The organism is Kitasatospora brasiliensis (genome assembly GCF_032654805.1).
In the GTDB taxonomy this organism is placed as follows: Bacteria; Actinomycetota; Actinomycetes; order Streptomycetales; family Streptomycetaceae; genus Kitasatospora; species Kitasatospora brasiliensis.
This window is the reverse complement of the sequence record NZ_JAUOOW010000003.1, coordinates 580,686-602,595: the sequence shown is the minus strand read 5'-3', so window position 1 is coordinate 602,595 and position 21,910 is coordinate 580,686. Positions and strand designations below refer to the sequence as shown.

General features: G+C 75.5%; 13 protein-coding genes. 4 read left to right on the top strand and 9 right to left on the bottom strand.

From position 1 onward, the window contains the following. Window positions 1–45 precede the first annotated feature (45 nt). Window positions 46–1,116, bottom strand: a complete 1,071-nt coding sequence (locus tag QWJ13_RS14760) for a GAF domain-containing protein (protein ID WP_316524629.1) — start codon at window positions 1,114–1,116, stop codon at window positions 46–48. A 410-nt stretch (window positions 1,117–1,526) separates the two neighbouring features. On the opposite strand from QWJ13_RS14760, the gene QWJ13_RS14755 reads away from it, so the two are divergent. The 4 genes from QWJ13_RS14755 to QWJ13_RS14740 all read left to right on the top strand — a co-directional run bounded on the left by QWJ13_RS14755 (window position 1,527) and on the right by QWJ13_RS14740 (window position 6,031). Next, entirely contained in the window at window positions 1,527–2,837 is a 1,311-nt protein-coding gene (locus tag QWJ13_RS14755; RefSeq protein WP_432277509.1) for an acyl-CoA dehydrogenase family protein, read from the top strand. A gap of 346 nt (window positions 2,838–3,183) precedes the next feature. Beyond that, the gene (locus QWJ13_RS14750; RefSeq protein ID WP_316524628.1) at window positions 3,184–5,214 is read left to right on the top strand and encodes a sensor histidine kinase; all 2,031 of its coding nucleotides are present in this window, start codon (window positions 3,184–3,186) and stop codon (window positions 5,212–5,214) included. Further along, window positions 5,211–5,651: a roadblock/LC7 domain-containing protein gene (locus QWJ13_RS14745; protein ID WP_316524626.1), complete on the top strand. Its 441-nt coding sequence runs from the start codon at window positions 5,211–5,213 to the stop codon at window positions 5,649–5,651. Before QWJ13_RS14750 ends, QWJ13_RS14745 begins: the two co-directional genes overlap by 4 nt. After that, window positions 5,648–6,031, top strand: coding sequence for a DUF742 domain-containing protein (locus tag QWJ13_RS14740; RefSeq protein WP_316524625.1), 384 nt, complete (start codon window positions 5,648–5,650; stop codon window positions 6,029–6,031). The genes QWJ13_RS14745 and QWJ13_RS14740 overlap by 4 nt, the downstream gene beginning before the upstream one ends. 217 nt (window positions 6,032–6,248) lie before the next feature. Here the strand turns inward: QWJ13_RS14740 and QWJ13_RS14735 are convergent, their stop codons facing one another. The 8 genes from QWJ13_RS14735 to QWJ13_RS14700 form a co-directional block, all read right to left on the bottom strand. Then, window positions 6,249–6,707, bottom strand: coding sequence for a MarR family winged helix-turn-helix transcriptional regulator (locus tag QWJ13_RS14735; RefSeq protein ID WP_316524624.1), 459 nt, complete (start codon window positions 6,705–6,707; stop codon window positions 6,249–6,251). Window positions 6,708–6,856: 149 nt separating this feature from the next. Then, window positions 6,857–8,857, bottom strand: a complete 2,001-nt coding sequence (locus tag QWJ13_RS14730; protein ID WP_316524623.1) for a hypothetical protein — start codon at window positions 8,855–8,857, stop codon at window positions 6,857–6,859. Window positions 8,858–8,859: 2 nt separating this feature from the next. Beyond that, window positions 8,860–12,612, bottom strand: a complete 3,753-nt coding sequence (locus QWJ13_RS14725) for a vWA domain-containing protein (RefSeq protein ID WP_316524622.1) — start codon at window positions 12,610–12,612, stop codon at window positions 8,860–8,862. Between the two features lie 4 nt (window positions 12,613–12,616). Further along, window positions 12,617–13,765 (bottom strand): ATP-binding protein, encoded by a 1,149-nt coding sequence (locus QWJ13_RS14720; protein ID WP_316524620.1) that lies wholly within the window; start codon window positions 13,763–13,765, stop codon window positions 12,617–12,619. Further along, window positions 13,762–18,861, bottom strand: coding sequence for a hypothetical protein (locus QWJ13_RS14715; RefSeq protein ID WP_316524618.1), 5,100 nt, complete (start codon window positions 18,859–18,861; stop codon window positions 13,762–13,764). Before QWJ13_RS14715 ends, QWJ13_RS14720 begins: the two co-directional genes overlap by 4 nt. Beyond that, a complete protein-coding gene (locus QWJ13_RS14710) occupies window positions 18,858–19,715 on the bottom strand; it encodes a DUF4132 domain-containing protein (RefSeq protein WP_432277508.1) in 858 nt (285 codons plus the stop codon). Before QWJ13_RS14710 ends, QWJ13_RS14715 begins: the two co-directional genes overlap by 4 nt. Before the next feature lie 304 nt (window positions 19,716–20,019). Then, window positions 20,020–20,802, bottom strand: a complete 783-nt coding sequence (locus QWJ13_RS14705; RefSeq protein WP_316524616.1) for an ABC transporter ATP-binding protein — start codon at window positions 20,800–20,802, stop codon at window positions 20,020–20,022. A gap of 26 nt (window positions 20,803–20,828) precedes the next feature. Next, a complete protein-coding gene (locus QWJ13_RS14700) occupies window positions 20,829–21,863 on the bottom strand; it encodes an ABC transporter substrate-binding protein (RefSeq protein ID WP_316524615.1) in 1,035 nt (344 codons plus the stop codon). Window positions 21,864–21,910: the final 47 nt, after the last annotated feature.

Here is a 21,910-nt window from a genome sequence, read left to right as displayed (position 1 = left end):
AGAGGCGTCCCGCCACGGTGGCGGACGGTCCGGGCCGGCCGGAGTTCAGTCGGGCAGGACCGGCCCGGGATCGCCGAGGGCCCCGGAGCGGACGGGCCCGGTGGCGCCGCTCTGCTGGAGCCGGTCGACGAGCAGGGCGGCCAGCGTGCCGATCTCCTCCTCGGTGCGGGACTGCGCGGTGACGTCCATGCCGACGGTGAGGACGCCGTTGATACGGCCGGTGAGCGCGGAGCGCAGCGGGGTGCAGGTGAAGCTGAAGACCTGCTGGCCGCGCTGCGCGTCGGGCCGGGCGGACGTGACCCGGACGTTGTCGAGGACGACGGCACGGGCGGTGTGGTAGGCCTCCACGACAGCCCGTTCGAGGCCCGCCGCGCCGAGCTGCGGGTAGGCGGCGCCGATCGTCCCGTACGCGGTCGGCGCGCCGAAGATGTCGGCGTGCTGGGCGTTGGCGTACCGGATCTCCTGGCCCGGTCCCTCGGTGAGCATGATCGGGAACGGCGAGCCGTCGAAGGCGGCGAACATCTCCTGGCGCTGGGCGAGCAGGTTGTCGCGCAGCCGGATCTCGGAGAGCAGCGCCTCGGCGAGGTGCTGGATGTCGCGCAGCCGCTCGCGCCCCCACTGCCGGGGTTCCCGGTCCAGGACGCAGACGGTGCCGATGACGGTGTTGGTGTCGTCGACGAGCGGGGCGCCGAGGTAGGCGCGGACGCCGAGTTCGTCCACCACCGGATTCCCGGCGAACCGGGGGTAGGCGAGGATGTCGTCGAGCGCGAGGGGGGAGCGCTGGGCGACGACGTGCGGGCAGAAGCCGTGACTCAGCGGCATCTCGCGGGTGGGGAGGTCGAAGGCGATGCCGCGGTCCGCCCAGGACGAGCCGTTCTCGGTCGTGTCGGCCGCATTTGGCGGAATGTAGAGCCCCCGGAACATCTGACGCTCGTCATTGATGAAGTTGACCATCGCAATGGGAGCGCGCGTGATACTGGCTGCCAGGTGGGCGAAGCGGTCGAAGGCCTCGTCCGCGGACGGGTCGTTGAGCCCAAGGCCGCGCAGCCTGCGGGTTCGCGCGGACTCCGCCGAGGCACCCGGGAACTGGCCTTGAGTGCTCATCACATCAGTCATGGCGCACATGTAACCAGAGTTCAGGACGCCCGGGATTGACCGTTCGGCGTTCTTCCGATCTACCGATGGCCAGTCAAAACGGCACGTGGAGAACCGGTCGACGGACCGTCACGGAAGCGGAGATCAATCCCCTTTCGGGGCCGCGGCAAAACCCCTTCCGATGAGGACGGACCGAATCACGCCAATCCAAGATCGACTCTGGGTTGCCCCGGCGCGCCCATACAACAATGAGCCCTGCCGAAGACACGGACGGTGCCGCTCGCCGGAACACCGCCCGGTGACGCATGCGCCGATCGCACCGGGGCGATCGGCCGACACTCCCGCACACCCACTGACCCCCTGGGGTTGCCGGAGCGGCTTCGACGGCACGGACGGAGGCACGACACCACCCGCTTCGAGAGGAACCGAGCATGGCGATGGACTACTTCACCGACGGCCGTCACGAGCAACTTCGCGCAGAGGTCCGTGACTTCGCGGAGAAGGAGGTGCGCCCTCAGGTGGCCAGAATGGAGACCGAGCGGACGATCGAGGTCGAGCTCGCCCGTGCGATCGCCCGCCGGGGCTGGATCGGCGTGACGATTCCACGGGAGTTCGGCGGCCTCGGCCTGGGACACGTCGCGAAGACCGTGATCGTCGAGGAACTGGCCCGGGTCAGCGGGGCCGCGGGCTCGATCGCCCAGGCCTCCCAACTCGGTGTCGCCAAGGTGCTCCACTACGGCTCCCCGGCCCAACGCCGCGCCTGGCTTCCGAAGTTCGCCTCCGGGGAGTGCCTGCCGACGATCGCCGTCACCGAGCCGGACTCCGGCGGGCACGTGCTGGGGATGACCGGCACCGCGGTCCGCGACGGCGACGACTACGTGCTCAACGGCCGCAAGTGGTTCGTCGGCAACTCCCACATCGGCGACGTGCACGGCGTGATCCTCCGTACCGGGCAAGGCAGTCGGGGCCTGTCCGCGTTCCTGGTGGAGAGCGAACGCCCCGGGTTCCGCACCGGCTCCCCCGGCTCGCAGAGCGGGCTGCACGGCTTCAGCTTCGGCGAGATCGTCCTGGAGGACTGCCGAGTCCCGGCCGCCAACCGGCTCGGCCGGGAGGGGCAGGGGCTGGACGTCGCCTACTCCTCCTCCACCCTCTACGGCCGGATCAACCTCGCCGCCGTCGCGCTCGGCATCCACACCGCGATCGTCGAGGACACCGCCCGGTTCGCCGAGGAACGGGTTCTCTACGGCCGACCGGTCAACCAACTCCCGAACATCTTGCTGAAGTTGGGAGAGATGCAGTCCCGGCTGATGACCGCCCGACTCGCCGCCTACCACGCCTCCTACCTGCTCGACCACGGCCGCGCCTGCGACGCCGAACTGATGAACGCCAAGCTGATCAACACCGAGTACGCCCTGGACTCGGCGCGCAACGCCATGGAGATCCACGCCGCGCGCGGCCTCCAGACCGAGTTCGGCATCGAGCGCTACCTGCGGGACGCCACCCACGTCTACCCGCCGGCCGGCACCTCGGACGTCCAGCGGCTGCGGCTCGGGCAGGTCGCCTCGGGCACGTACGGTACCCAGTGGTCGGCGGAGCTTTCGGAGCTGACCAGTTGGGCGTGGGCCGAGCTCACCCGGCGGGAGGACTCGGCGGAGGAGCCGGGCGAGCGGGGCGAGCGGGGCGAGCGGGGCGAGCGGGGCGAGCGGGGCGGTCGGGTGCTGCCGATGCCGTTGGCGGGGTGACGGGGTGACGGGGTGACGGGCGGGCGCGCGGGGTGACGGGCAGGCGGGCTGGCGGGCGGGGCGAGGCGGCTGGGCAGCCCATCGACCGAGCCGTCGATCCGAGCCATCAGCCTTGGCAATATCATCAGTTGATATTGCGTGGGGTACACCCGAGGCTGATAGCGTTCCATGCGGTCGGCGGCCGCGCTGCGCCCCGCCCTGCCGATGACACCTCGTCACCGGCTCCGGCGGCCCCGGCCTCGACGCCCTGAAGCCCGGCCGGCCGCGCGGGGTCGACCCGCCGCTCGGACCGCCGGTCCGAACCGGTGTCCCGGTCCCGCGCCCCGGCCCTGGAGCAAGGAATCAGATGCCAGGCATATCGGCCCACCGCACGGGCCACCGCGCCGGCCGGCCCGGCTCCCTCCGCAACCCGCTCCTCGCCCTCGTGCTGGTCCCCAGCCTGGGCCTCGCCGCCGCCTGGGGCTACGCCGTCTACCTGCTGCGCGACTCCGGGCACCGCACCGCGCTGCCGGTCGGCAGTGCGATCGTCGCCCTGGTGGTGCTGATCAGCCTGTTCCGTGGAATCCGGACCACCCGGGCGCTGTCCGTGCGATTGTCCGAGCTGCGGGCCGACACCATGGAACTCGCTCAGCAAGAGATCCCCGAGGTGGTCGGACGGCTGCGCGCCGGGGAGCAGGTGCCCGTCCCGCCCGTCTGGGCGCCACCCCGGCGGACCGGCGACATGGTCCAGCAGACCTCGGACGGCCTCGCCGCCGTCCGCCAGGCCGCCGTCGCCGCCATCGTCCACCAGGCCCAGGGCCGCGAGGGGACGAAGAAGGTCTTCCTCAACATCGCCCGGCGCACCCAGATCCTGATCCACCGACAGATCAGCATGCTGGACGCGCTGGAACGCGAACACGAGGACCCGGAGCTGCTGCGCGAACTGTTCGCCGTCGACCACCTGGCCACCCGGATGCGGCGCAACGCCGAGAACCTGGTCATCCTCGGCGGCGCGCTGCCGGCCCGGCGCTGGCGCAACGCCGTACCGGTGGTCAACGTGCTGCGCAGCGCCGTCTCGGAGACCGAGAACTACTCCCGGGTCGTCGTCCAGGGCGTGCCGCGCGTCTCGCTCAGCGGGCAGGCCGTCGCCGACGTCATCCACCTGGTCGCCGAACTGATCGAGAACGGCACCACTTTCTCCCCGCCGTACACCCAGGTGCAGGTCTCCGCGCAGGAGGTGCCCAAGGGGCTGGCGGTCGAGGTCGAGGACCGCGGGCTCGGCATGACCGAGGAGGAGTACGAGCGGCTCAACGAGTACCTGGCCAACCCGCCCGAGCTGGACGTCTCCGCGCTCGGCGACGACCTGCGGCTCGGACTGTTCGTCGTCGCGCGCCTGGCGGCCCGGCACGACGTCCGGGTCGCCCTGCGTCCCTCGCCGTACGGCGGCACCCGGGCCGTGGTGCTGGTGCCCTCCGTGCTGCTGGAGCAGGCCGGACAGCCGGCGGCGGTGCCGGGGCTGCCGTCCGGGGCCCGGATCACCCGGACGCCGGTGGCGGAGTCCGGTGCGGATGCCGGGGACAGGGCTGAGGCTGGGTTCGGGGTCGGGGTCGGGGTGGGTGCCGGTTCGGGAGCCGGGTTCGGGTTCGGGATTGCCGCTGATGGCCTTGGGCAGGGCGGGCAGATCGGGCAGGGGGCACCGGGGCCCTTCGGGGCCTCGGGAGCGCCTGCCGTTCCGGTCGGGCCCGCAGCGACTGAAGGTCCTGGGCGCGGCGCCGGTGCGGTCGGTGCCGGTGCGGAGGCGGTAGGAGAGCCGGGGGCCGAGGGTGCGGGGGCGGCTCCCGTCCACGGCGGGCTGCCCGTCGGTGCCGAGATCCCCGGGCTGCCCGGCGCCGTCGTCGTGCCCCGGCCGATGCCTCCGCGTATGTACGACCTGTCGACCGGTCCCGGCGGCGCTGCGGACGGCCCCCTCACCGGCCCGGCAACCGACATCACCGGCGGCCCGGCCGGCCATGTCGCGCCGCCCGCCCACGAGCGTCCGCGGGAGGAGCCCGCGGAGCAGCGCCCGGACGACGAACTGCGCACCCCGCCGGTCCTGCCGCGGCGGGTCCGCAACGCCAGCCTCGCCGAGCAGCTCCGCGAGGCCGAGCCGCTCGGCGCCCCGGTGCCGCCCCCCGCCCAGGGGACGCGACCCGCCCCGTCCGGCTACCGGCACGATGCCGCCTCGGCCGACGATCCCTCTCCGGCGCGGTCCCGCGCCACCATGGCCGCTATCCAGCGCGGCACCCGCAACGCCCGCGCGGCCGATGCCGGGTCAGACACACCTGCCGGGCCGGCCGCGTCGTGGCAGGCCGCCGTGGAAGCCCCCGCCGTCGAGAAAACCGAGGAACAGCAGCCGTGACGCAGCCCACCGAGACCCAGCGCGACCTCAACTGGCTGCTGGACCAGCTGGTCGCCCGGGTGCCCGAGACCCGGCACGCCATCGTCCTGTCCGCGGACGGTCTGCTCGTCGGCACGTCCCAAGGCCTCGCCCGGGCCGACGCCGAGCACCTCTCCGCCGTCGCCTCCGGCCTCCAGAGCCTGGCCCGCGGCGCCGGACATCGCTTCAACGGCGGTCGGGTCCGGCAGACCGTGGTCGAGATGGACCAGCTGTTCCTGTTCGTCACCACCGCCGGGCAGGGCGCCCGGCTGGCCGTCCTCACCAGCGAGCAGGTGGACGCCGGACTGATGGCCTACGAGATCAACATGCTGGTCAAGCAGGTCGGCCAGTTCCTCACCGCGGCGCCGCGCGGCGATCTCGGGGAGGTCGGGGAGGTCGGCGAGGGTGGTGGTGCGTGACGTCCGCCGGACCCGACGAGGGCTCGTTCTACGACAAGGACGCGGGCCATCTGGTCCGCCCGTACGCGATCACCAACGGGCGCACCGGACCGGTCCGGGACGGCTTCACGCTGATCACCCTGGTGGTCACCGCCGATCCGCGGGCCGACACCCGACGGCTGGCGCCCGAACCGGCCGCGATCCTGGACCTGTGCCGCGAACGCCCGCTGGCCGTGGCCGAGATCGCGGCCGCCCTGGACCTGCCGGTGAGCGTGGTCAAGGTGCTGCTGGACGACCTGGCCGAGGCCCGGCTGATCCTTACCCGTGCCCCAGTCCCGCTCGCCGAAGCGCCGGCCGTCTCGCTGATCCAGGCCGTGATCGAGGGCGTCCGCCGCCTCTGACCGGCCGGCGCCGAGCGCGCTGCCACGATTCCCCTCCAGGAGAACCGAATTGACGCCCCAGAGCCTGGTGCGGGCGCGGTCAAGATAGGTGCTCTACCTCTTCGGCACACCCGGGCAGTTCCGCTTCTCGCTTCTGACGGCCGAGCCGACGGCGCGGGGCTCAGCCGGTGGCGCTGGGCTCAGCCGGTGGCGCTGGGCTCAGCCGGCGGCGCTGGGCTCAGCCGGCGGCACCGGCCGGGTGGAGCTCGGTGAGCGACTCGACCAGCGGGGCCAGCTCGGGGACCTCGGTGGCCTCGGCGAGCGTCGCCTCCAGGGCGGCGTCGTGCACCGGGCGGGCCGCCGTCAGCAGGTCGCGGCCCTCGGGCGTCAGCTCGGTGTAGATGCCGCGCCGGTCGTCCACGCAGAGGAAGCGACTGAGCAGGCCGCGGTCCTCCAGACGGCTCACCAGGCGGGTGGTCGCGCTGCTGCTCAGCGCTGCCGCCCGGGCCAGCTGCTGCATCCGCATGTGCCAGCCGTCCTGGCGCGAGAGCGCCTCCAGCACGGTGTACTCGACCACCGAGAGCTTGAACTCGGCCTGGAGCGCCTTCTCCAGCGCGGTGTCGATCATCCCGTGCAGCGCGGCGAGCGTCCGCCAGCCGCGGGACCGGATCTCGGCCGCATCGTCGCGGATTCCCATGACTCGCCCACTCTTCCGTCGCGCTGTCTCGTACGGTGACTCCCTCCTGCAAGTATGCCAGTCGGCGCGGAATATCGGTCCGTGCAAATAGTTCGGCTTATACCTCCGGGCCGGCTCCCTCGACCGGCGGCCGCCCGGCGACCGTTCTCTCACCCCTCTCCTGACCAGGCCGCCGCGCACAGTGCCGTGGCCAGCTCCTCGGTGTAGGAGGCGGCGGTCAGCCAGACGGTGGCGAAGGCGTCGTGGTCATCCGTGACGATCCGGCCGAAGACGTCGCGCTGCCGGTCGGCCGCGGCGGCCCGCAGGGCGTCCAGGAGTTCGGCGGCGGTGGCCAGCCCGGCGGCGCGCAGCAGAGCGCGGTCGGCCGCCGCCGAGGCCTCGCTCGGGGCGAGGGCGTGCCGGCCGGTGGTGACGGTCTGCTCGACCCGGCGGCCGAGCACATGGACGGGCGGGCCGTACGGCACCGGGGCGGTCGGCTCGGGTGCGGTCTCGGGCGTGGGCGTGGGCGTGGGCATGGGCGTGGGATCGGTCGCGGTCTCGGGTGCGGTCTCGGGTGTGACGAGGTCGGCGGTCTGGAGGCGTTCCAGGCCGAGGTTGACCCGGCCCGCCCGGTCGGCGGGGCGGGCCAGCGGGCCGGGGGTGTCCGGAGACGCACCGATCGCGAGCAGGCGCAGTTCCGGGCGGTCCGCGCGCTCCAGGCGGCCGATCGCCCGCAGCCGCAGGCCGGGTGCGGTGGCGAGCAGCGCGAGGTTCGCCCGGAACGGTAGGTCGGGGTGCTCATGCGCCGGGCGCAGGACGATCACCGAGTCACTCGCCGTGCAGCGGGCCAGCAGCTGTGGCGTCCCGCCCGGGCCGGTGGGGGCCGTGCCCAGCAGGGTGACGTCCAGGAACAGCAGGTCGCTCCCCGCCGGGCGGCTCTCGTACGGCAGCTCCTGCGCCGCGAGCGCCCGCGCCACCTGGGCGGGAACCGGTTCGGACCAGAGCCGGGAGGCGGGCTCCGCCGTCCATGCCGTGCCGGTGGCGCGGACCGCCCGTACCGAGGCGCCGGCGCCGAGCCGGCCGCCGGTGGACCTGGTCGCGCCCTGGACGACCAGCCCCGCGCGGCTGAACTCGCGGTGGCTCAGCGCGGCGTCGCCCAGCCGGACCGTCCGGTTGCCCGCCCCGACCGCCTGCGGGGCGGCGGCGGCCGCGTCCTCGTGCGGCAGCACCTCGGCGATCGTGCTGAGCCGCCCGTCGGCGTCCACCGCCCAGCTGACCGCGCCGGCGTGGGTTGCCGTCAGCACCGGCTCGGTGAACAGGCCGTACAGCCGCAGCCCGCCCTCCTCCCGGTAGGCCTGGCGCGCGGTACCGCGCAGCTCGGGGGCCGGGGCGGCGCCGGAGGCCAGGGCCGTGGTGAGGCCGAGCAGCTCGCGCAGGCCGGCCACCAGGTCCACCAGCCGGTGGTCGGGCGCGCCGGAGCGTGCCGCGCGGACCCGCGTGGCGACGGTGACGGCCGCCGCGGCCGGACGGTACAGACCCGCGAGGCGCGCCCGGTGGGCGGCGCGCAGCAGCTCGGCCTGGGAGACGGCGCCCGCCCCGCTCACCCCGGCGGCCAGGACGGCGGCCGCGGCCCGGTGGAGGTGGCGGGCGGCAGCGCGCTCGGCGGCGGTGAGGGGGGTGGGGGCCGTCGCGGCGGGCGACTGCTCCGCCGACTCCTCGGACCGTTCCGCGGCCTCGCCCGGGGCGCCCGTGGCCGTGGGCGTGGCCTCGGGGTCCGTCCCGACCCCGACCCCTGCCCCTGCCCTGGTCTCGACCCCGACCCCTGCCCCTGCCCTGGTCTCGGCCCCGGCCCTGGCCCCGGTCCCGGCCTCGGCCTCGGCGATCGGGCAGAGGGTGACGGCAGCCGCCCGGTGCACGCAGGCCGGGGCGAGCAGGCAGCCGCAGCGGACATCGGCCTGCGCGGCGACCACCCCGCCCGGGGCGTGCAGCACGAGCACCGTCTCCTCGTCCACCTCCACCCGCCACTCGTCGCCCTCGCGGGCCACCGGCCGCTGCGCCAGCTTCGCCGCCGCGCCGTCCAGCCGCTTCTGCAAGCGGGCGCTCAGACCGGCCACCACCTCGGCGACCACCTCGGGCCGCACGCCCGGCCAGTCGTTCGTTCGTGCCGTCACGCTCATCGCACCTTCTCCCCCACCCAGCGGGCCAGTTCCAGCGGGCTCAACGCCGCCACGGGCATTCCGGCCGCGACCAACTGGCTCGCGACCGCCTTCGAGTAGCGGGCCGTCCCGGTGTCGTCCAGCGCCGCGCAGCCGAGCAGGTGCACGCCGGAGTCCACCAGGGCCCGGGTCCGGGCCAGCAGCCCGCCGACCGGCCCGCCCTCCTCGAAGTCGCTGACCACCGCGATCAGCGTGCGGGACGGCACCGTCACCAGCTGCCGCGCGTAACGCAGGCCGCTCGCGATGCTGGTGCCGCCGCCGACCCGCACCTCCAGCAGCAGGCTCAACGGATCGTCCACCCGCTCCGTGAGGTCCAGGACCTCGGTGGAGAAGGCCACGAAGTGGGTGCTCAGCGAGGGCACCCCGGCCAGGATCGAGGCCGTCAGGGCGGCCCACACGGTGGAGGCCTCCATCGACCCCGAGACGTCCACCACCAGGATCAGCCGCCAGTCGTTGGCCTGCCGCGCCCTGGTCCGGAAGACCGGGCGCTCGGGCACGATCAGGGTGCCGCCGTCCGGCGCGGGACGGGCGGTGGCCAGATTGGCCCGGATGGTCCGGTCCAGGTCCAGCCCACCGCCTGGGCGGCGGGACGGGCGCGGCACGGAGATCCCGGTCAGCGCCGGGCGCAGCCTGGTGGCCAGCTCCCTGCTCAGCTCGTCCACCAGGCGCCGCACCAGCGGGCGCAGCCTGGCCACCCGGGCCTCCGGCAGGCCGCCCGCGTGCTCCAGCACGGTGCGCAGCAGGTCGACGGACGGGCGGACGGCGGACGGGTCGACCGCCTCCAGGACGTCCATGCGGCCCTGCGCGACAGCGGCGGCCAACACCTCCTCGCGCACGCCGGGGCCGAACAGCGACTCCAGCTCCTCGGCCCACTCCCGCACGCCGGGGTACGGGGCCTCGCGGCCGCCTCGGCCGCCCCGGCTGTCCACACCCGGGCCGGAGCCCTCGCCGTGGCCGCTGCCGTACAGCTCGTCCAGGGCGGTGGCGAGCCGGGCACCGCGACCGGTCAGGCCGCCGTTGCCGGGACGGCCGAGGAGCAGCCGCCAGCGCTCGGCGGGGGCGAGGGTGTGGGACGGGTCGGGCTCGGCGGTGGGTGGTGGTGGGGTGGTGGGCTGCGGTGCGGGCGCCGGAGTTCCCTCGGGCGCGGGCGGCAGGAGGCCGCGGCGGGCGAGTGCCGCGCGGGCCGCGAGGTCGGCGCGCACCCAGCCGGCGAGCACGGCGGGGCCGACGTCCTCGGGCAGTGCGGCGAGCCGGGTGCCCAGGCGCTCCTCGACCAGGGCGAGCAGCCGGTCGCGGGCGGCCGGGCTGAGCGTGTCGAAGCCGCCGCGCAGCGCGGGCAGCCGGTCCAGGAAGGCGTCGTCGGGCAGCGAGGTGACCCGCTCCAGCACCGGTTCCAGCGCCTGCGGCGCGGAGTCGAACAGCCCCTCCGCCGCCGTCAGCAGCCCGACCAGTGCCCGCCCGAGCGACTGCCGCGCCTGCGGGCCGGTCGCACCGTCCACCCACGAGGCAGCCCGGCCGCCCAACACCTCGGCCGCCTCCTGCCCGAGGAGCACCCGCACCGCACCGGCCGCGCCCCGCACCAACGGGCTCCCCCGCTCCGCGAGTTCGGCCAACACGTACGCCAGCCGCACCCCACCGAGCCGGTCCGCCCGCCGCACCAACTCCACCAGCGCCCGCGCGTCCTGCGGATCATCCGACCCGCCCAGGCCCTCCAACTGCCGCACGGCGGCAGCGGTGAGCACCTCACCAGCCCGGGCAAGCGGACCGGGGCTGGTCCGCGCCGGGGCAACGACCGGGGAGCCGGCGGGAAGGTGGTCGGCGGCGGGGCAATCGCGGGAACCCGCAGCCTCAGCGGAGCCAACGGCCTCCGCGCCTTCGGCAACCGGGGCGCCGGAGAGGGCCCTGACGTCCCCGGTCTCCTGAGCGCCGCCCGGAAGGTGACCAGCGGCGGCGCCACCGGGGGCGAGGGCATCCCCGGCGCCCTGGGCGTAGCCCGGGAGGTGGCCGGCGGCGAGGCGGTCGAGGAGGGCGAGGGCGTCGAGGAGTTCGGGGAGGGTGGCCGAGGTGGGAAGGGTGGTGGTGAGGTGGGTGAGGCGGGTCTCGGTGAGGGTGGGGAGGGCGCAGGAGGCTGCGGCGGTGAGGCCGTCGATGGTCTCGCGCGGGGTCGGCTGGTCGGTGAGGCGGGCGCGCAGGGCGCCTTCGGCGGCCTGGGCGGGGGTGACGCCGCGGGTGCCGGCGACGGTGAGCATCGCGGCGGTGGCCGGTGTCCAGTGCAGGCGCCAGCGGGTGCCGAGGGTTTCGGTGCCGCCGGCGCCGGTGGTGGCGACGGCCTCGGCGTAGGGGACCTCGCAGGCGGTGAGGCGGTGCAGGAGGATCTCGCGGCGGCGGTCCAGGTCGCTGCGCAGCGGGTCGAGGCGCAGGTCGCGCGGGCCGGGGTCGGTGGGGCCCGGGAGGCCGAGGTCGGCGAGGAGGGCTTCGACGGCGGGGGCGAGCCCACTGCGCGGGGCCGCGGGGGTGGGGCGGCCGGTGCGGGTGCCGACCAGGACGTGTTCGAGGGCGCGGGCGACGGCCCGGCCTCGGCCGAGGGGTTCGCCCTGGGCGAGGACGGTCTGCGCCGCTTCCACGAGTTCGCCGCGGCCGGGGGCGGCGTGGCCGCGCAGTCGGGCGAGGTCGCCGGCCAGCCGGACGATCTCGCGGGCGTCGGCCGGGCCGCTGGGGTGGTCCTGGGTGCGCAGGGCGGCGCAGATCCGGACGGCGGTGGTGGTGAGCGCCTCGGTGAGGCGTTCCGGGTCCCCGCCGGCGTCCAGGACGGTGTGCTGCCACTCCGGGTCGCGGATGCCGGCCGGGTAGCCGGAGCGGGCGTCGAGCAGCGGGTAGGTGTACGGGATCAGGGACAGGACGTGCCCGGGGTCGGCCGGGTGCGGCGGCTCCTCGGTGGCGAGCGTGCCGTCCAGCAGGGCGGGGGCGTGGAAGGCGCCGATCACGGCGGCGACCCGGCGCCCGCCGGCCGAGGCGGCCTGGATGCGGGCCCGCATCCAGGCCTCGCGACGCAGGTCGTACGGGTCGACGCCGGAGCCGGTCTCGGCGTCCCGGCGCAGTGCCCAGCCGACGAGCAGGGCGGCGCGCCGGACGGCCTCCGGGGTGGAGCCGGGGGCGGCGGTCTCGACCAGGCGGTCCCAGAGGTCCTCGTCGGAGTCCCGGCCGGTGAGGCGGTGGCGCAGCGCGTCGGCGACGCCGGGTGTGCCCGGGGCCGCGCCGGTGCGCCGCGCCTGTTCGGACCGGGCGGCGCGGTGGGCGAGCGGGAGGTCGCAGGCGATGGCCTTCACTCCGTTGCGCCGGGCCCAGCGCAGGGCGGCGAGTTCCGGGGAGAAGTCGGCGAACGGGTAGAACGCGAGCCCGCCCGCCTCCCCCGGCCCCGCCGGCTCCTGCGCCCCGGCCGGGGCCGCCGCGAGGGCGACCGGGGCCGAGGTGGCCTCGTCGGCGAGCCAACCGAGCCAGGGCTGGAACTCGGCGGGCAGCTCGACCAGGACGGCCTGCGGCCGGGCGGCGTCGAGCAGCGCGGGGACGACCGCGCTGAGGGACGGCGCGTGGTGGCGCACGCCGATCAGGTAGGGCCCGGGGCGGCCGGTGCCGGAGGCGGCCAGCCGGTCGGCCTCGGCCCGGACGGCCTGGTCCGCGTCGTCCGGGCGGGGGATCTCCGCGCTGCTCATCGGATCAGGCCTCCAGTGCCGAGCGGAGGTCCCACAGGGTGCGCCAGGTGGCGGCGCCCTGTTCGGCGCGGCGGCGGACCGGGCCGTCCCAGTAGCCGAGCAGCCGGGCCGCGTCGGACGGGTCGTCCTTGCGGACCACACCGAGGAGCTGGCCGGGCAGGCGCCCGAGCAGGTCGCCGCCGTCGGGCAGGTAGGCGGCGCTGACGCCGAGCGAGGTGGCGACGGAGACCGCCTCGGCGGTGCTCATCACGGTGGATGGGCGTTCGACGTCCCAGCCCTCGGTGGAGCGGCCGGTGCGCAGGTCACGGAAGGCGGTGACCAGGGCCTCCAGGACGGCGTCGTCCACCGCGTACGCGGCGCCGGCCCGGGCGACGGCGACGGTGGACTGACGGCGGACCAGGTCCACCTCGGCGGCGAGGCTGCCGATCGGGCCGACCGTCTCGAAGTTGAACCGCCGCTTGAGCGCCGCGGACATCTCGCTGACGCCCTTGTCCCGCAGGTTGGCGGTGGCGATCAGGGTGAAGCCCGCGGCGGCGTGCAGCTGCCCGTCCGGGGTGCCGGCCAGCTCGGGGACGGCGATGCGCCGTTCGGAGAGCAGCGAGACCAGGGCGTCCTGCACCTCGGGCAGGCAGCGGGTGACCTCCTCGACCCGGGCGACCGCGCCGGCGGTCATCGCGGTGAGCACCGGCGAGGGGACGAGGGCCTCACGGCTGGGCCCCTTGGCCAGCAGCAGGGCGTAGTTCCAGCCGTACTTGAGCTGGTCCTCGGTGGTGCCGGCGGTGCCCTGGACGGTGAGCGCGCTGGTGCCGCAGACGGCGGCGGCGAGCAGCTCGGAGAGCATGGACTTGGCGGTGCCGGGCTCGCCGACGAGCAGCAGGCCGCGCTCCCCGGCGAGGGTGACGACGCAGCGCTCGACCAGGGCGCGCTCCCCGACGAACTTCGGCTCGATGACCAGGCCCTTGCGCCCGGCCTTGAGCTTCTCGCCGCCGCTGCCCATCACGAAGGTGACCACGGCGCGCGGGGTCAGGCGCCAACCGGGCGGGCGCGGGCCGCTGTCGTGGGCGGCCAGGAACTCCAGTTCGGCGGCGTACTTCTCCTCGGGCGGGACGATCTGCCGGTCCGCGGACGCGGGGACGGGGGTGGTGGTGCTCATCGGCGGGCCTTCCTGCGCTTGCTGGTCTGGAGCTCTTCGTAGCCGGGGCCGTCGCCGTCGACCGTCCGCTGCCAGGCCCGGGCGAACAGCTCGGGGACGGGCAGGGCGGGCAGCGCGGGCCGGTGGGTGGGCAGGTCGTACAGGGCGGCCTTCCAGGTCTCGGCCGGCAGGGCGGGCGCCTTGGCCTCCTGCCAACCGCCGGGCAGGAACAGGCCGCGGCCGGCCCGGCTGCGCTTGGCCTCCAGTACCAGGGGGGTGGCGGCGAGTTCGGCGCGGGCCTTCTTCAACCGGGCGGGCTTCCAGCCCGTCCAGCGGGCGGCGTTGCGGTCGGTCGGGTCGGGCAGGGCGAGCAGTTGGAGGTAGAGCGTGGCCGCGTCCTCACCGAGGCCGTGGGTGCGGGCCACCTCGGCGACCAGCTCGGGGGCGGACCGCTGCGGGTTCTGGAGCCAGGCCGGGCCCTCGTCCTCCGCCGTGACGGCCGTGACGGCGCGGGCGGAGTCGGCCAGTCGCTGCGGCTCGCCGCGCAGCACGGACTCGATGGCGCGCCGCTCGGTGGCGAACCAGTAGCTGCCGGAGAGCCCGTCGAGCAGTTCGAGCAGCGGGTCGTCGGGGCCGGTGAGGGCGGCCGGGCGCAGCCAGATCCGCTCGTAGTCCTCGTGGTACGGCGTCAGGACGAGCGCCGGGCCGCAGTGGACCAGGCCGTCCTGGTCGGCGCCGCCCTCGGCGGGCAGGCCGAAGTGGGTGCGCAGGACGGCGGCCAGCGAGGCGCCCTTGACGGTGCGGATCAGGTCGAGGTCGAGCAGCAGCTCCGGGTCGGCGAGCCGGCTGCGCAGCGCGGCGGCCGCCGTGGGCAGCAGCGGGCGCAGCGGGCTGTCGGCGGGCAGGTGGTAGGCGAGCCAGCGCAGCGCGCGGATGGTGGAGTCGAGCGCTCCGCTGTCGGGGACGGCAGAGGCGTCCTCGGCGAACAGCCGCAGGCCTGCCCCGCCCAGGTCGGTGAGCCGGAAGCCGGTGCGGCCGGTCAGCCACGGGGTGTGGGCGGGGTTGAGCACGGCCTCGACGGTGTCGATGGACACGCCCTGGACGGTGGTCAGGGCCTCCTCGGGGAGGGTGACGAGCCGTCCGAAACGCCGGTTCCACTCCTCGGCCCCGGCGGCGACGTCGGGCCCCTCGGTCCACAGCGTCTTCGGGTCGGCGGGCAGCAGGGCGCCCCAGACCGCGGCGAGGCCGGTGTGGTCCTGGCGGCGCAGCCAGGCCCGGGCGGCCTTGAACTCGCCGGTCTTGAAGCCGTACTCGGCGGGCATGGCCTCGTCGCTCCAGTACAGCAGGCGGGGCGGCGGGTTGAGCAGCAGGGTGGAGCGGGTGGTGCCGATGCCGGTGAGCTCGCTGAACGCCTCGGCCCGGGCGGGTTCCCACGGGAAGGTGCCGTGCAGCGCGGCGACCCGCCAGAACTTGGCGACCCAGGCGGCGGACAGCAGGTCCTCCGTGTCGCGCTCCTCGACGGTGGTGAAGTGCGCGACGGGCCCGAACTCCCCGCTCGGGTCGTGGTCGACGGCGAGCCAGTGGTCGGTGCCGTCGGACTGCTGCCGCCGGTGGCCGAGGATGACGACGGTGCGCTCGCCGTGCCGCAGCACCTCGCCCTGGCGGTGGCCGGTCGGACGGCTGCCGGTGGCGTTCGCGCTCACCGGGGCGGGCTCGGCGAGGACGATCTCGCGCAGGGTGGCGCCGCGGTCGGCCAGCGGGCCCTTGGTCAGTTCGCCGAGCAGCAGGCCCAGCGAGGAGCGGTGGGCGGACCGGGTGAACGGCGCGGCGACGGCGTAGGCCAGGGCGTGGATCCGGCCGAGCAGGTGCAGCCAGCCGTGGTGGGCGTCGCCGCCGCGCAGGGTGACGGTGGCGGGCGTCGTCCAGCCCTCGCCGTCGGCGGCGGGCGGGGCGGCCAGCACGGCGGTGACGGCGCGCAGGTTGTTGAGCACCCACCAGTGCCCGGACGAGCCCCAGCGGTTGCCGAAGCCCTCGATCTCGGGCAGCACGGCGCGGACGGCCTCGCCCAGGTCGTCGTCGCAGCCGTGTTCCGGCTGCCACTCGCTGGCCTTCGCCTTCTCCGGGCGCTCGGCCTCGGGCTGCGGGACGAACCGGGCGACCCGGTCGAGCAGGTCGGCGGCGGCCCGGGCGAGCCCGGCGACGCCGGCCAGCAGCCGCGGATGCGCGATGCCGGGCAGTACGGCGCCGACCTCCTGGACGGGCAGGGTGCGCACGCTGTGCCGGGCGAGCGGGCGGCGCACGCCCTGGACCGTCAGCCAGCACCGCTCCGCCTCCGGGACCGGCTCGGTGTCGACGGGCCAGGCGGCGTCGATCAGCCGGGCGGCCTGTTCGACGGTGACGGCGCGCAGCTCCTCGGAGCCGGCCTCGTCGCGCGGGCGCAGGGCGTGCCAGTGCGGGTACGGGGGGACGAGCGGGGTGCCGGCGGCGGTGAGTTCACCGGACTGGCAGGGGCGCAGGTCGACGGTGCGGTCGGCGCGGTCGGTGAGGTCGGGCAGGTTGAGCGCGAAGTGGCCGCCGGAGGTGTGGGTGACCACCGGGCCGTCCGTGCCGGGCAGGGCGAGCCGGGCCACCGGGACGGTGTCCGGCCGGTGCCCGGCCAGCGGCAGCACGATGCGCTGCCCGTCGGCGGTGAAGGTGGTGACGGCCTTTCCGGGCTCGAACCGGGCCCAGCTGCCGAGCACGGTGCCGTCGGTGCCGAGCGGGGTGCGCTCCAGGCCGGGCTGGAGCGGCAGCAGCCAGGTGCTGCGCTGGACCAGCCGGCCGGCCGGGGCGGTGGCGGCGATCACCGGCGGCTCGGCGGTGCGGCCCAGGGTGCCGGTGGCCGGGTCGAGTTCACGCAGGACGGAGCTGCCGTCGGAGGCGTGGCGCAGCGTCCAGTAGCCGGTGCCGTCGCCGAGGACGCGGTGCTCGTGGGGCATCCGGGTGTCACCGGCGTGCAGTGGGCGTTCGCCGGTGGTGCGGCCGCCGCCGGGCAGTTGGAGGGAGGGTGCCTCGGGCTCCCGGTCGCCGTAGTAGTAGCCGGCGATGGTCGGGCCCTCCAGCTCGAACCGCTCGTCCGGGCGGCTGGACCAGTACGCGAGCTGCTTGCCCTCCTGGGACCAGACGACCAGCAGCTCGCCGTCGACCAGTCGCAGCCTCGTCCGGTTGCGCCGGTGCGGCTGCTCGGGCACGCGCAGGGTGTGCTCCAGCACGATGCCCTCCGGGCCGACCACGACGGCCCGGTCGAGGCGGGCGAGGATCAGGTGCGGCCAGGCGTCCTCGATGATCAGGCCGCTCAGGCCGGCGCCGCCGAGGCCGGGCACGGGGTGCTGCGGGGCGTCGTCGGCGGGCGGGTCGGCGAGCTTGCCGAGTGCCTCCTCCAGGGCGGGCCAGCCGAGTTCGTCCAGGATGCCGGTGGTGAGGGCGCCGGTGAGCAGCGCGGTGACGTCGAGCGCGGCGATCCGCTCGGCGGCGGCCGGGGCGACCGTCCTGATGGCGTCGCGGTACTGGCCGAGCGAGCGGACCAGGTCGGCGGCGCCGGCCAGGCCGCGGGCGGCGGACAGCTCCTCGGCGCGGGCCTCGGCCCACTCCGCGAACAGTTCGCGCAGCAGCGGCACGGCGGGGGCCTGGCACTTGACGGCCGTCTCCCAGGCGGGCGGGGCGGCGTCGCGCAGCGCCGGCCGGAAGCGGTCGTCGGCGGCGACGGCGGCGAGGCGGGGGCTGTCGGGGCCGCACTGGTCGGCCCAGTCGCGCAGGTCGAAGCCGAGGCTCCCCGGCGGGTCGGCCACCGGCACGCCCGCGGCCAGCAACAGGTCCAGCAGGTCGATCCGGGTGTGGCTGCCGCGGATGCCGGTGAACAGGTCGACCGGGACGGCGTCGGCCTTCAGCCGCTCGACCATCCGGCCCGCCAGGGCGAGGGTGGCGGGGCAGCTGGGCCGGGAGCGCCAGCCTCGGCCCAGGTGGTGGCACCAGCGCTGGAGCCAGGCGGCGGCGGGCTCGGCGCCCTCGGGGCGGGGGCCGGTGAGCAGCTCCTCGGCACCGGTCTCGGCGAGGACCGCCAGCCAGGCGGTGTCGTGCGGGGCCGCCTCGACGGAGGCCGGGTCGGGCAGCAGCTCCAGCAGCCGGGCGCGGATCGCCGCGTCATGGCGGCCGAGCTCGATCAGCGCGCCGTGCCAGGACTTCCAGAACGCGCCGGGTGCCCGGTTGACGGCCGGAGAGTCCAGCAGTTCGGCGAGCAGCGCCCGCTCGTGCTCGGCGCGGTCCAGCCCGGCGGCCCTGATCAGCGCGCGGGCGTCCTCGGCGACTCCGGCGTACGGGGCCATGCCGGCGGCGGAGCGTTCGGTGCACAACTGGCGGAAGCGCTGCCAGGCCGTCAGCGGGTCGAGCCGCTGGGCGAGCTCCTTGACGTACTGGCGCAGGGCCTTGACGGTGAGCGCGCCGGCCAGGGCGAACTCCAGGAAGACGGCGCGCAGCCGCTCCTCGTCGACCGTCAGGCCGTGGGTGCGCTCGGCCTCGCGGGCCTTGCCGAACCAGGCGGCGGCGTAGGTCTGGTTGCCGTGGCCGAGGAAGATCCGGCCGACCTCCTCGCAGAAGGTGGGCAGGAAGTGCGGGACGGCCCGGCCGAGGCGGACGGCCAGCTCGTCGAAGCCCTCCTTGGCGGCGCCTGGCTTGGAGGTGGCCTGGCGGGCCAGCCGTTCCATCTCCTTGACCAGGGCGAGCGCGTGATGGCCGTTGGCCGGGTCGTGGACCAGCGCCCAGGCGGGGAATCCGAGCGCCTCCTGGCGGACCTGGCCGACCTCGACGGGCGCGGCCTGCGGCGCCAGGCCGAGGAAGTCGAGGGCGAGGTCCTCGGCCTGGCCGAGCGCACCGGGGACCAGCCGGACGATCCGGCGGCCGTCCAGCGCGGGGTGGGCGTAGCTGCGGGCGGTGAGCACGTCGGCGGCGCTGTCGGGGCGGCCTGCGTCGGACAGGGTGCCCGGCGGGAGGACCGCCCCGGCGTCGAGCAGCTCGTCGGGCGTGGCGGCGGTCGAGCTGGTGGTGGCCGAGCCGGTAGTGGTCGAGTTCGCGGTGGCGGTCATGCGCCTTCCTCCCCCTGGATCGTGCGGCCGGCGTACAGGGCGGCGGCCATCCGCATGCCCTCGGACCAGGCGACCGGTCCGACCTCGGTGAGCGGCAGGGCCCGGCCGTCCGGGCCGGCCCAGCTGAGCGCGCCCGTCTCGCAGGCGTCGTACTCGTAGTAGTCGCCGACCCAGACCCGGGCCTCGACGGTGCGGCCGCCCTCGGTGACCGGCTGGACGGCGGAGCCGCCGCGGACCCGGCAACCGAGCCGGGTGCAGCGGCCGACCAGCTCGCGCAGCTCGCGGTAGCGGCCACCGGCGTAGGTGGTGACCTCGGTGCCGCCGGGCAGCTCGGCGGGCCGGTGCCAGACCTCGCGGTAGAGCTGCTGGACGCGCTGGGAGACGCCGAGCTCGACGGCGAACTCGCGCAGCTCGTCCAAGTCCTGGAGCAGCACGGGGTGCGGTATCAGCACCTCGCCGTCCGTCAGCCGCACGGTGTCGCCGTCCACGTCGACCAGGCCGAGGCCGCGCTCGGCGTCGGCTCCGCGCAGGAACCCGGCGACGGAGCCGTCGGTGGCGGTGACCACGAGGTCCTTCAGGACGCCCTGCCAGGCTTCGTCCGGCCACACGGCGGTGAGCACGGCGGCGGGCACCGGCAGCGAGCGGACCATCCAGCGCTCGACGTCCTCCAGGCAGCCCCGCTCGTGCGCGGCGAGCCACTCGGCGAGCTGCTTGAGCTGCGTCACCACCGGGTCGTCACCGAGCTTCGACGGTACGGACTTGAGGTCGCGGCCCGCCGCGTTGCGGCACACCACCCTGCCCTCCCCGTCGAGTGCGACGCGGTAGCCTCCCGCGCCCGTCTCCACCCATGCCACGGCCGTACTCCTCCCACCCGAGCGCCGCCCGGGAACACCTGTCGATCGCCGGTCGATCACCTGCTGACCAGCGATGCGAGGAACGTAGCGAGGGGTACTGACAACGCGGCGGGCGGGGTGGATCAGGGCCTGACATGCCCGGATCCAAACCACTCGAACGGGTGGTCGATGAGGGGAAATGGCGAAAGGGCGGCTGCCCGAAGGCCGCCGCCCCGCCGCTGTGGCAGCCCCCGTCGGTCCCGCGACACCCGCCGGTCCGGCAGTGCCCGTCGGTGGGGCAGTGCCCGTCGGTCCGGCGGTGCCTTCAGTCCAGCGGCGCCCTGGGCACGATCACCGGCGCGCCGTCACCCGGCGCCGCCAGCACCTGGCTGTCGATGTCGTACAGCGCCCGCACCAGCCGCGCGTCCACCACCTCGCGCGGCGCCCCGCACGCCACCACCGCGCCGTCCCGCAGCGCGACCAACAGGTCCGCGTAGCGGGCCGCCGCCGCGAGGTCGTGCAGCACCATGACCACCGTCCGCCCGCCCGCCGCGACCCGGCGGACCAGCTCCAGCACCTCCACCGCGTGCCCGAGGTCGAGCGCGCTGGTCGGCTCGTCGAGCAGCACCACCGGGGTGTCCTGGGCGAGCACCATGGCGAGCCAGCAGCGCTGCCGCTGGCCGCCGGAGAGCCGGTCGAGCCGGCGGTCGGCGAGCTCCTCGACGCCGGTGGCGCGCAGGGCCTCGGCGGTCAGCCGCTCGTCCTGCGCCGACCACTGGCGGAACAGCCCCTGATGCGGGTGGCGGCCGTAGCGGACCAGTCCGGCGACGGTCACCGCCTCCGGGGCCTGCGGGCTCTGCGGCAGCAGCGCGATCCGGTGGGCGGCCTGGCGCGGGCGCAGCCGCCACACGTCCTCGCCGCCGACCAGGACCCGCCCGCCGTCCGGCCGGTGCAGCCGGGCCACCGCCCGCAGCAGGGTGGACTTCCCGCAGCCGTTCGGGCCGACCACCGCCACCACCTGACCGGCGGGGACGGTGAGGTCGACGCCGCCGAGCACCGGGCGCCCCGGCCCGTAGCCGGCACTGAGCCCCTCGATCGTCAACTCCATGGCACCTCCCCCTGGTTCGCCGCCGCTCAGTTGCCGCCGAGCGCCTTGGCGAGGTCGCCGATCACGACGTCGGCGGCGAGCGGGCCACCCCGGGTGGACCAGACCGAACCGTCCACGGTGACGGCGTGGTTGTTCTTCACCGCGTTCAACTCCTGGTACGCGGGCTTGGACTGGACGTCCTTGAGCGCGGACTTGCCGTCGTCGGTGAGGGTGGACAGGAACAGCCAGTCGCCGTCGATCTCGTTCAGCTTCTCCAGGCTGAGCGCCGGGCTGTGCGCGTTGCCGTCCTTGTCCTGCGCGGCCGGGCGGGTCAGGCCCATGTCCAGGGCGACGCCGCCGGCGAACTGCTTCTTCTCCATCCAGCTGGGGCCGGTGGGGTTCCAGCGCACGATGGAGACGGCGGCGCCCTTGTTCTCGGTGAGCTCGCCGCCCGCCTTGGCGGCCTTGGCCTCGTAGTCGCCGATCACCTTGTTGGCCTGGTCGAGCTTGTTGACGGCGTTGCCGATGCCCCGGAAGGCGAGCTTCCAGTCGTCGGCGGGCGCCATGGTGACCAGCGTGGCGGGGGTGATCTCGCGCAGTTGCTTGAGCACCTGCTCGTCCTGCATGTCGCCGGCCAGGATCAGGTCGGGCTTGGCGGCGATCACCTTGTCCATCACGGGCTGGAGCAGGTTCCCGATCACCGGGACGCCCTGCACCTTGTCCTTGAGGTAGGCGGGCGGCTCGGCCAGCCCCTGGCCGTTGGTGATGCCGACCGGCTTGACGCCGAGGGCGAGCACCGCGTCCAGGTCCTCCTGGGTGAGGGTGACGATCCGCTTGGGCTCGGCGGGGACGTCCACGGCCTTGCCGGTGGCGTCCTTGACGGTCCGCTTGCCGCCGTCGCCGCTTCCCCCGCTGCCGCCGCCCGTCGCGCCCGCCGCCGGGGAGGCGGCCGTCGAGGAATCCGCGGACGAGGAGCCGGAGGAGCCGCAGCCGGTGAGCAGGAGCGCGGCCGCCCCGGTGACGGCCAGCGCCTGGGCCGCGCGGCGGCGGACGGGGCTGAGCGGGCGACGGGCGAACGGCATGGGTGCCTCCGGGCAACGGTGGTACGGGAGTTGAGCGGTGTCCGGGG

What these genes read in the sequence shown, in the direction of transcription:
- QWJ13_RS14760 (WP_316524629.1), bottom strand. Translation starts at nt 1,116, where the DNA reads ATGACTGATGTGATGAGCACTCAAGGCCAGTTCCCGGGTGCCTCGGCG.
- QWJ13_RS14725 (WP_316524622.1), bottom strand. Translation starts at nt 12,612, where the DNA reads ATGAGCAGCGCGGAGATCCCCCGCCCGGACGACGCGGACCAGGCCGTC.
- QWJ13_RS14735 (WP_316524624.1), bottom strand. Translation starts at nt 6,707, where the DNA reads ATGGGAATCCGCGACGATGCGGCCGAGATCCGGTCCCGCGGCTGGCGG.
- QWJ13_RS14700 (WP_316524615.1), bottom strand. Translation starts at nt 21,863, where the DNA reads ATGCCGTTCGCCCGTCGCCCGCTCAGCCCCGTCCGCCGCCGCGCGGCC.
- QWJ13_RS14755 (WP_432277509.1), top strand. Translation starts at nt 1,527, where the DNA reads ATGGCGATGGACTACTTCACCGACGGCCGTCACGAGCAACTTCGCGCA.
- QWJ13_RS14715 (WP_316524618.1), bottom strand. Translation starts at nt 18,861, where the DNA reads ATGACCGCCACCGCGAACTCGACCACTACCGGCTCGGCCACCACCAGC.
- QWJ13_RS14720 (WP_316524620.1), bottom strand. Translation starts at nt 13,765, where the DNA reads ATGAGCACCACCACCCCCGTCCCCGCGTCCGCGGACCGGCAGATCGTC.
- QWJ13_RS14705 (WP_316524616.1), bottom strand. Translation starts at nt 20,802, where the DNA reads ATGGAGTTGACGATCGAGGGGCTCAGTGCCGGCTACGGGCCGGGGCGC.
- QWJ13_RS14750 (WP_316524628.1), top strand. Translation starts at nt 3,184, where the DNA reads ATGCCAGGCATATCGGCCCACCGCACGGGCCACCGCGCCGGCCGGCCC.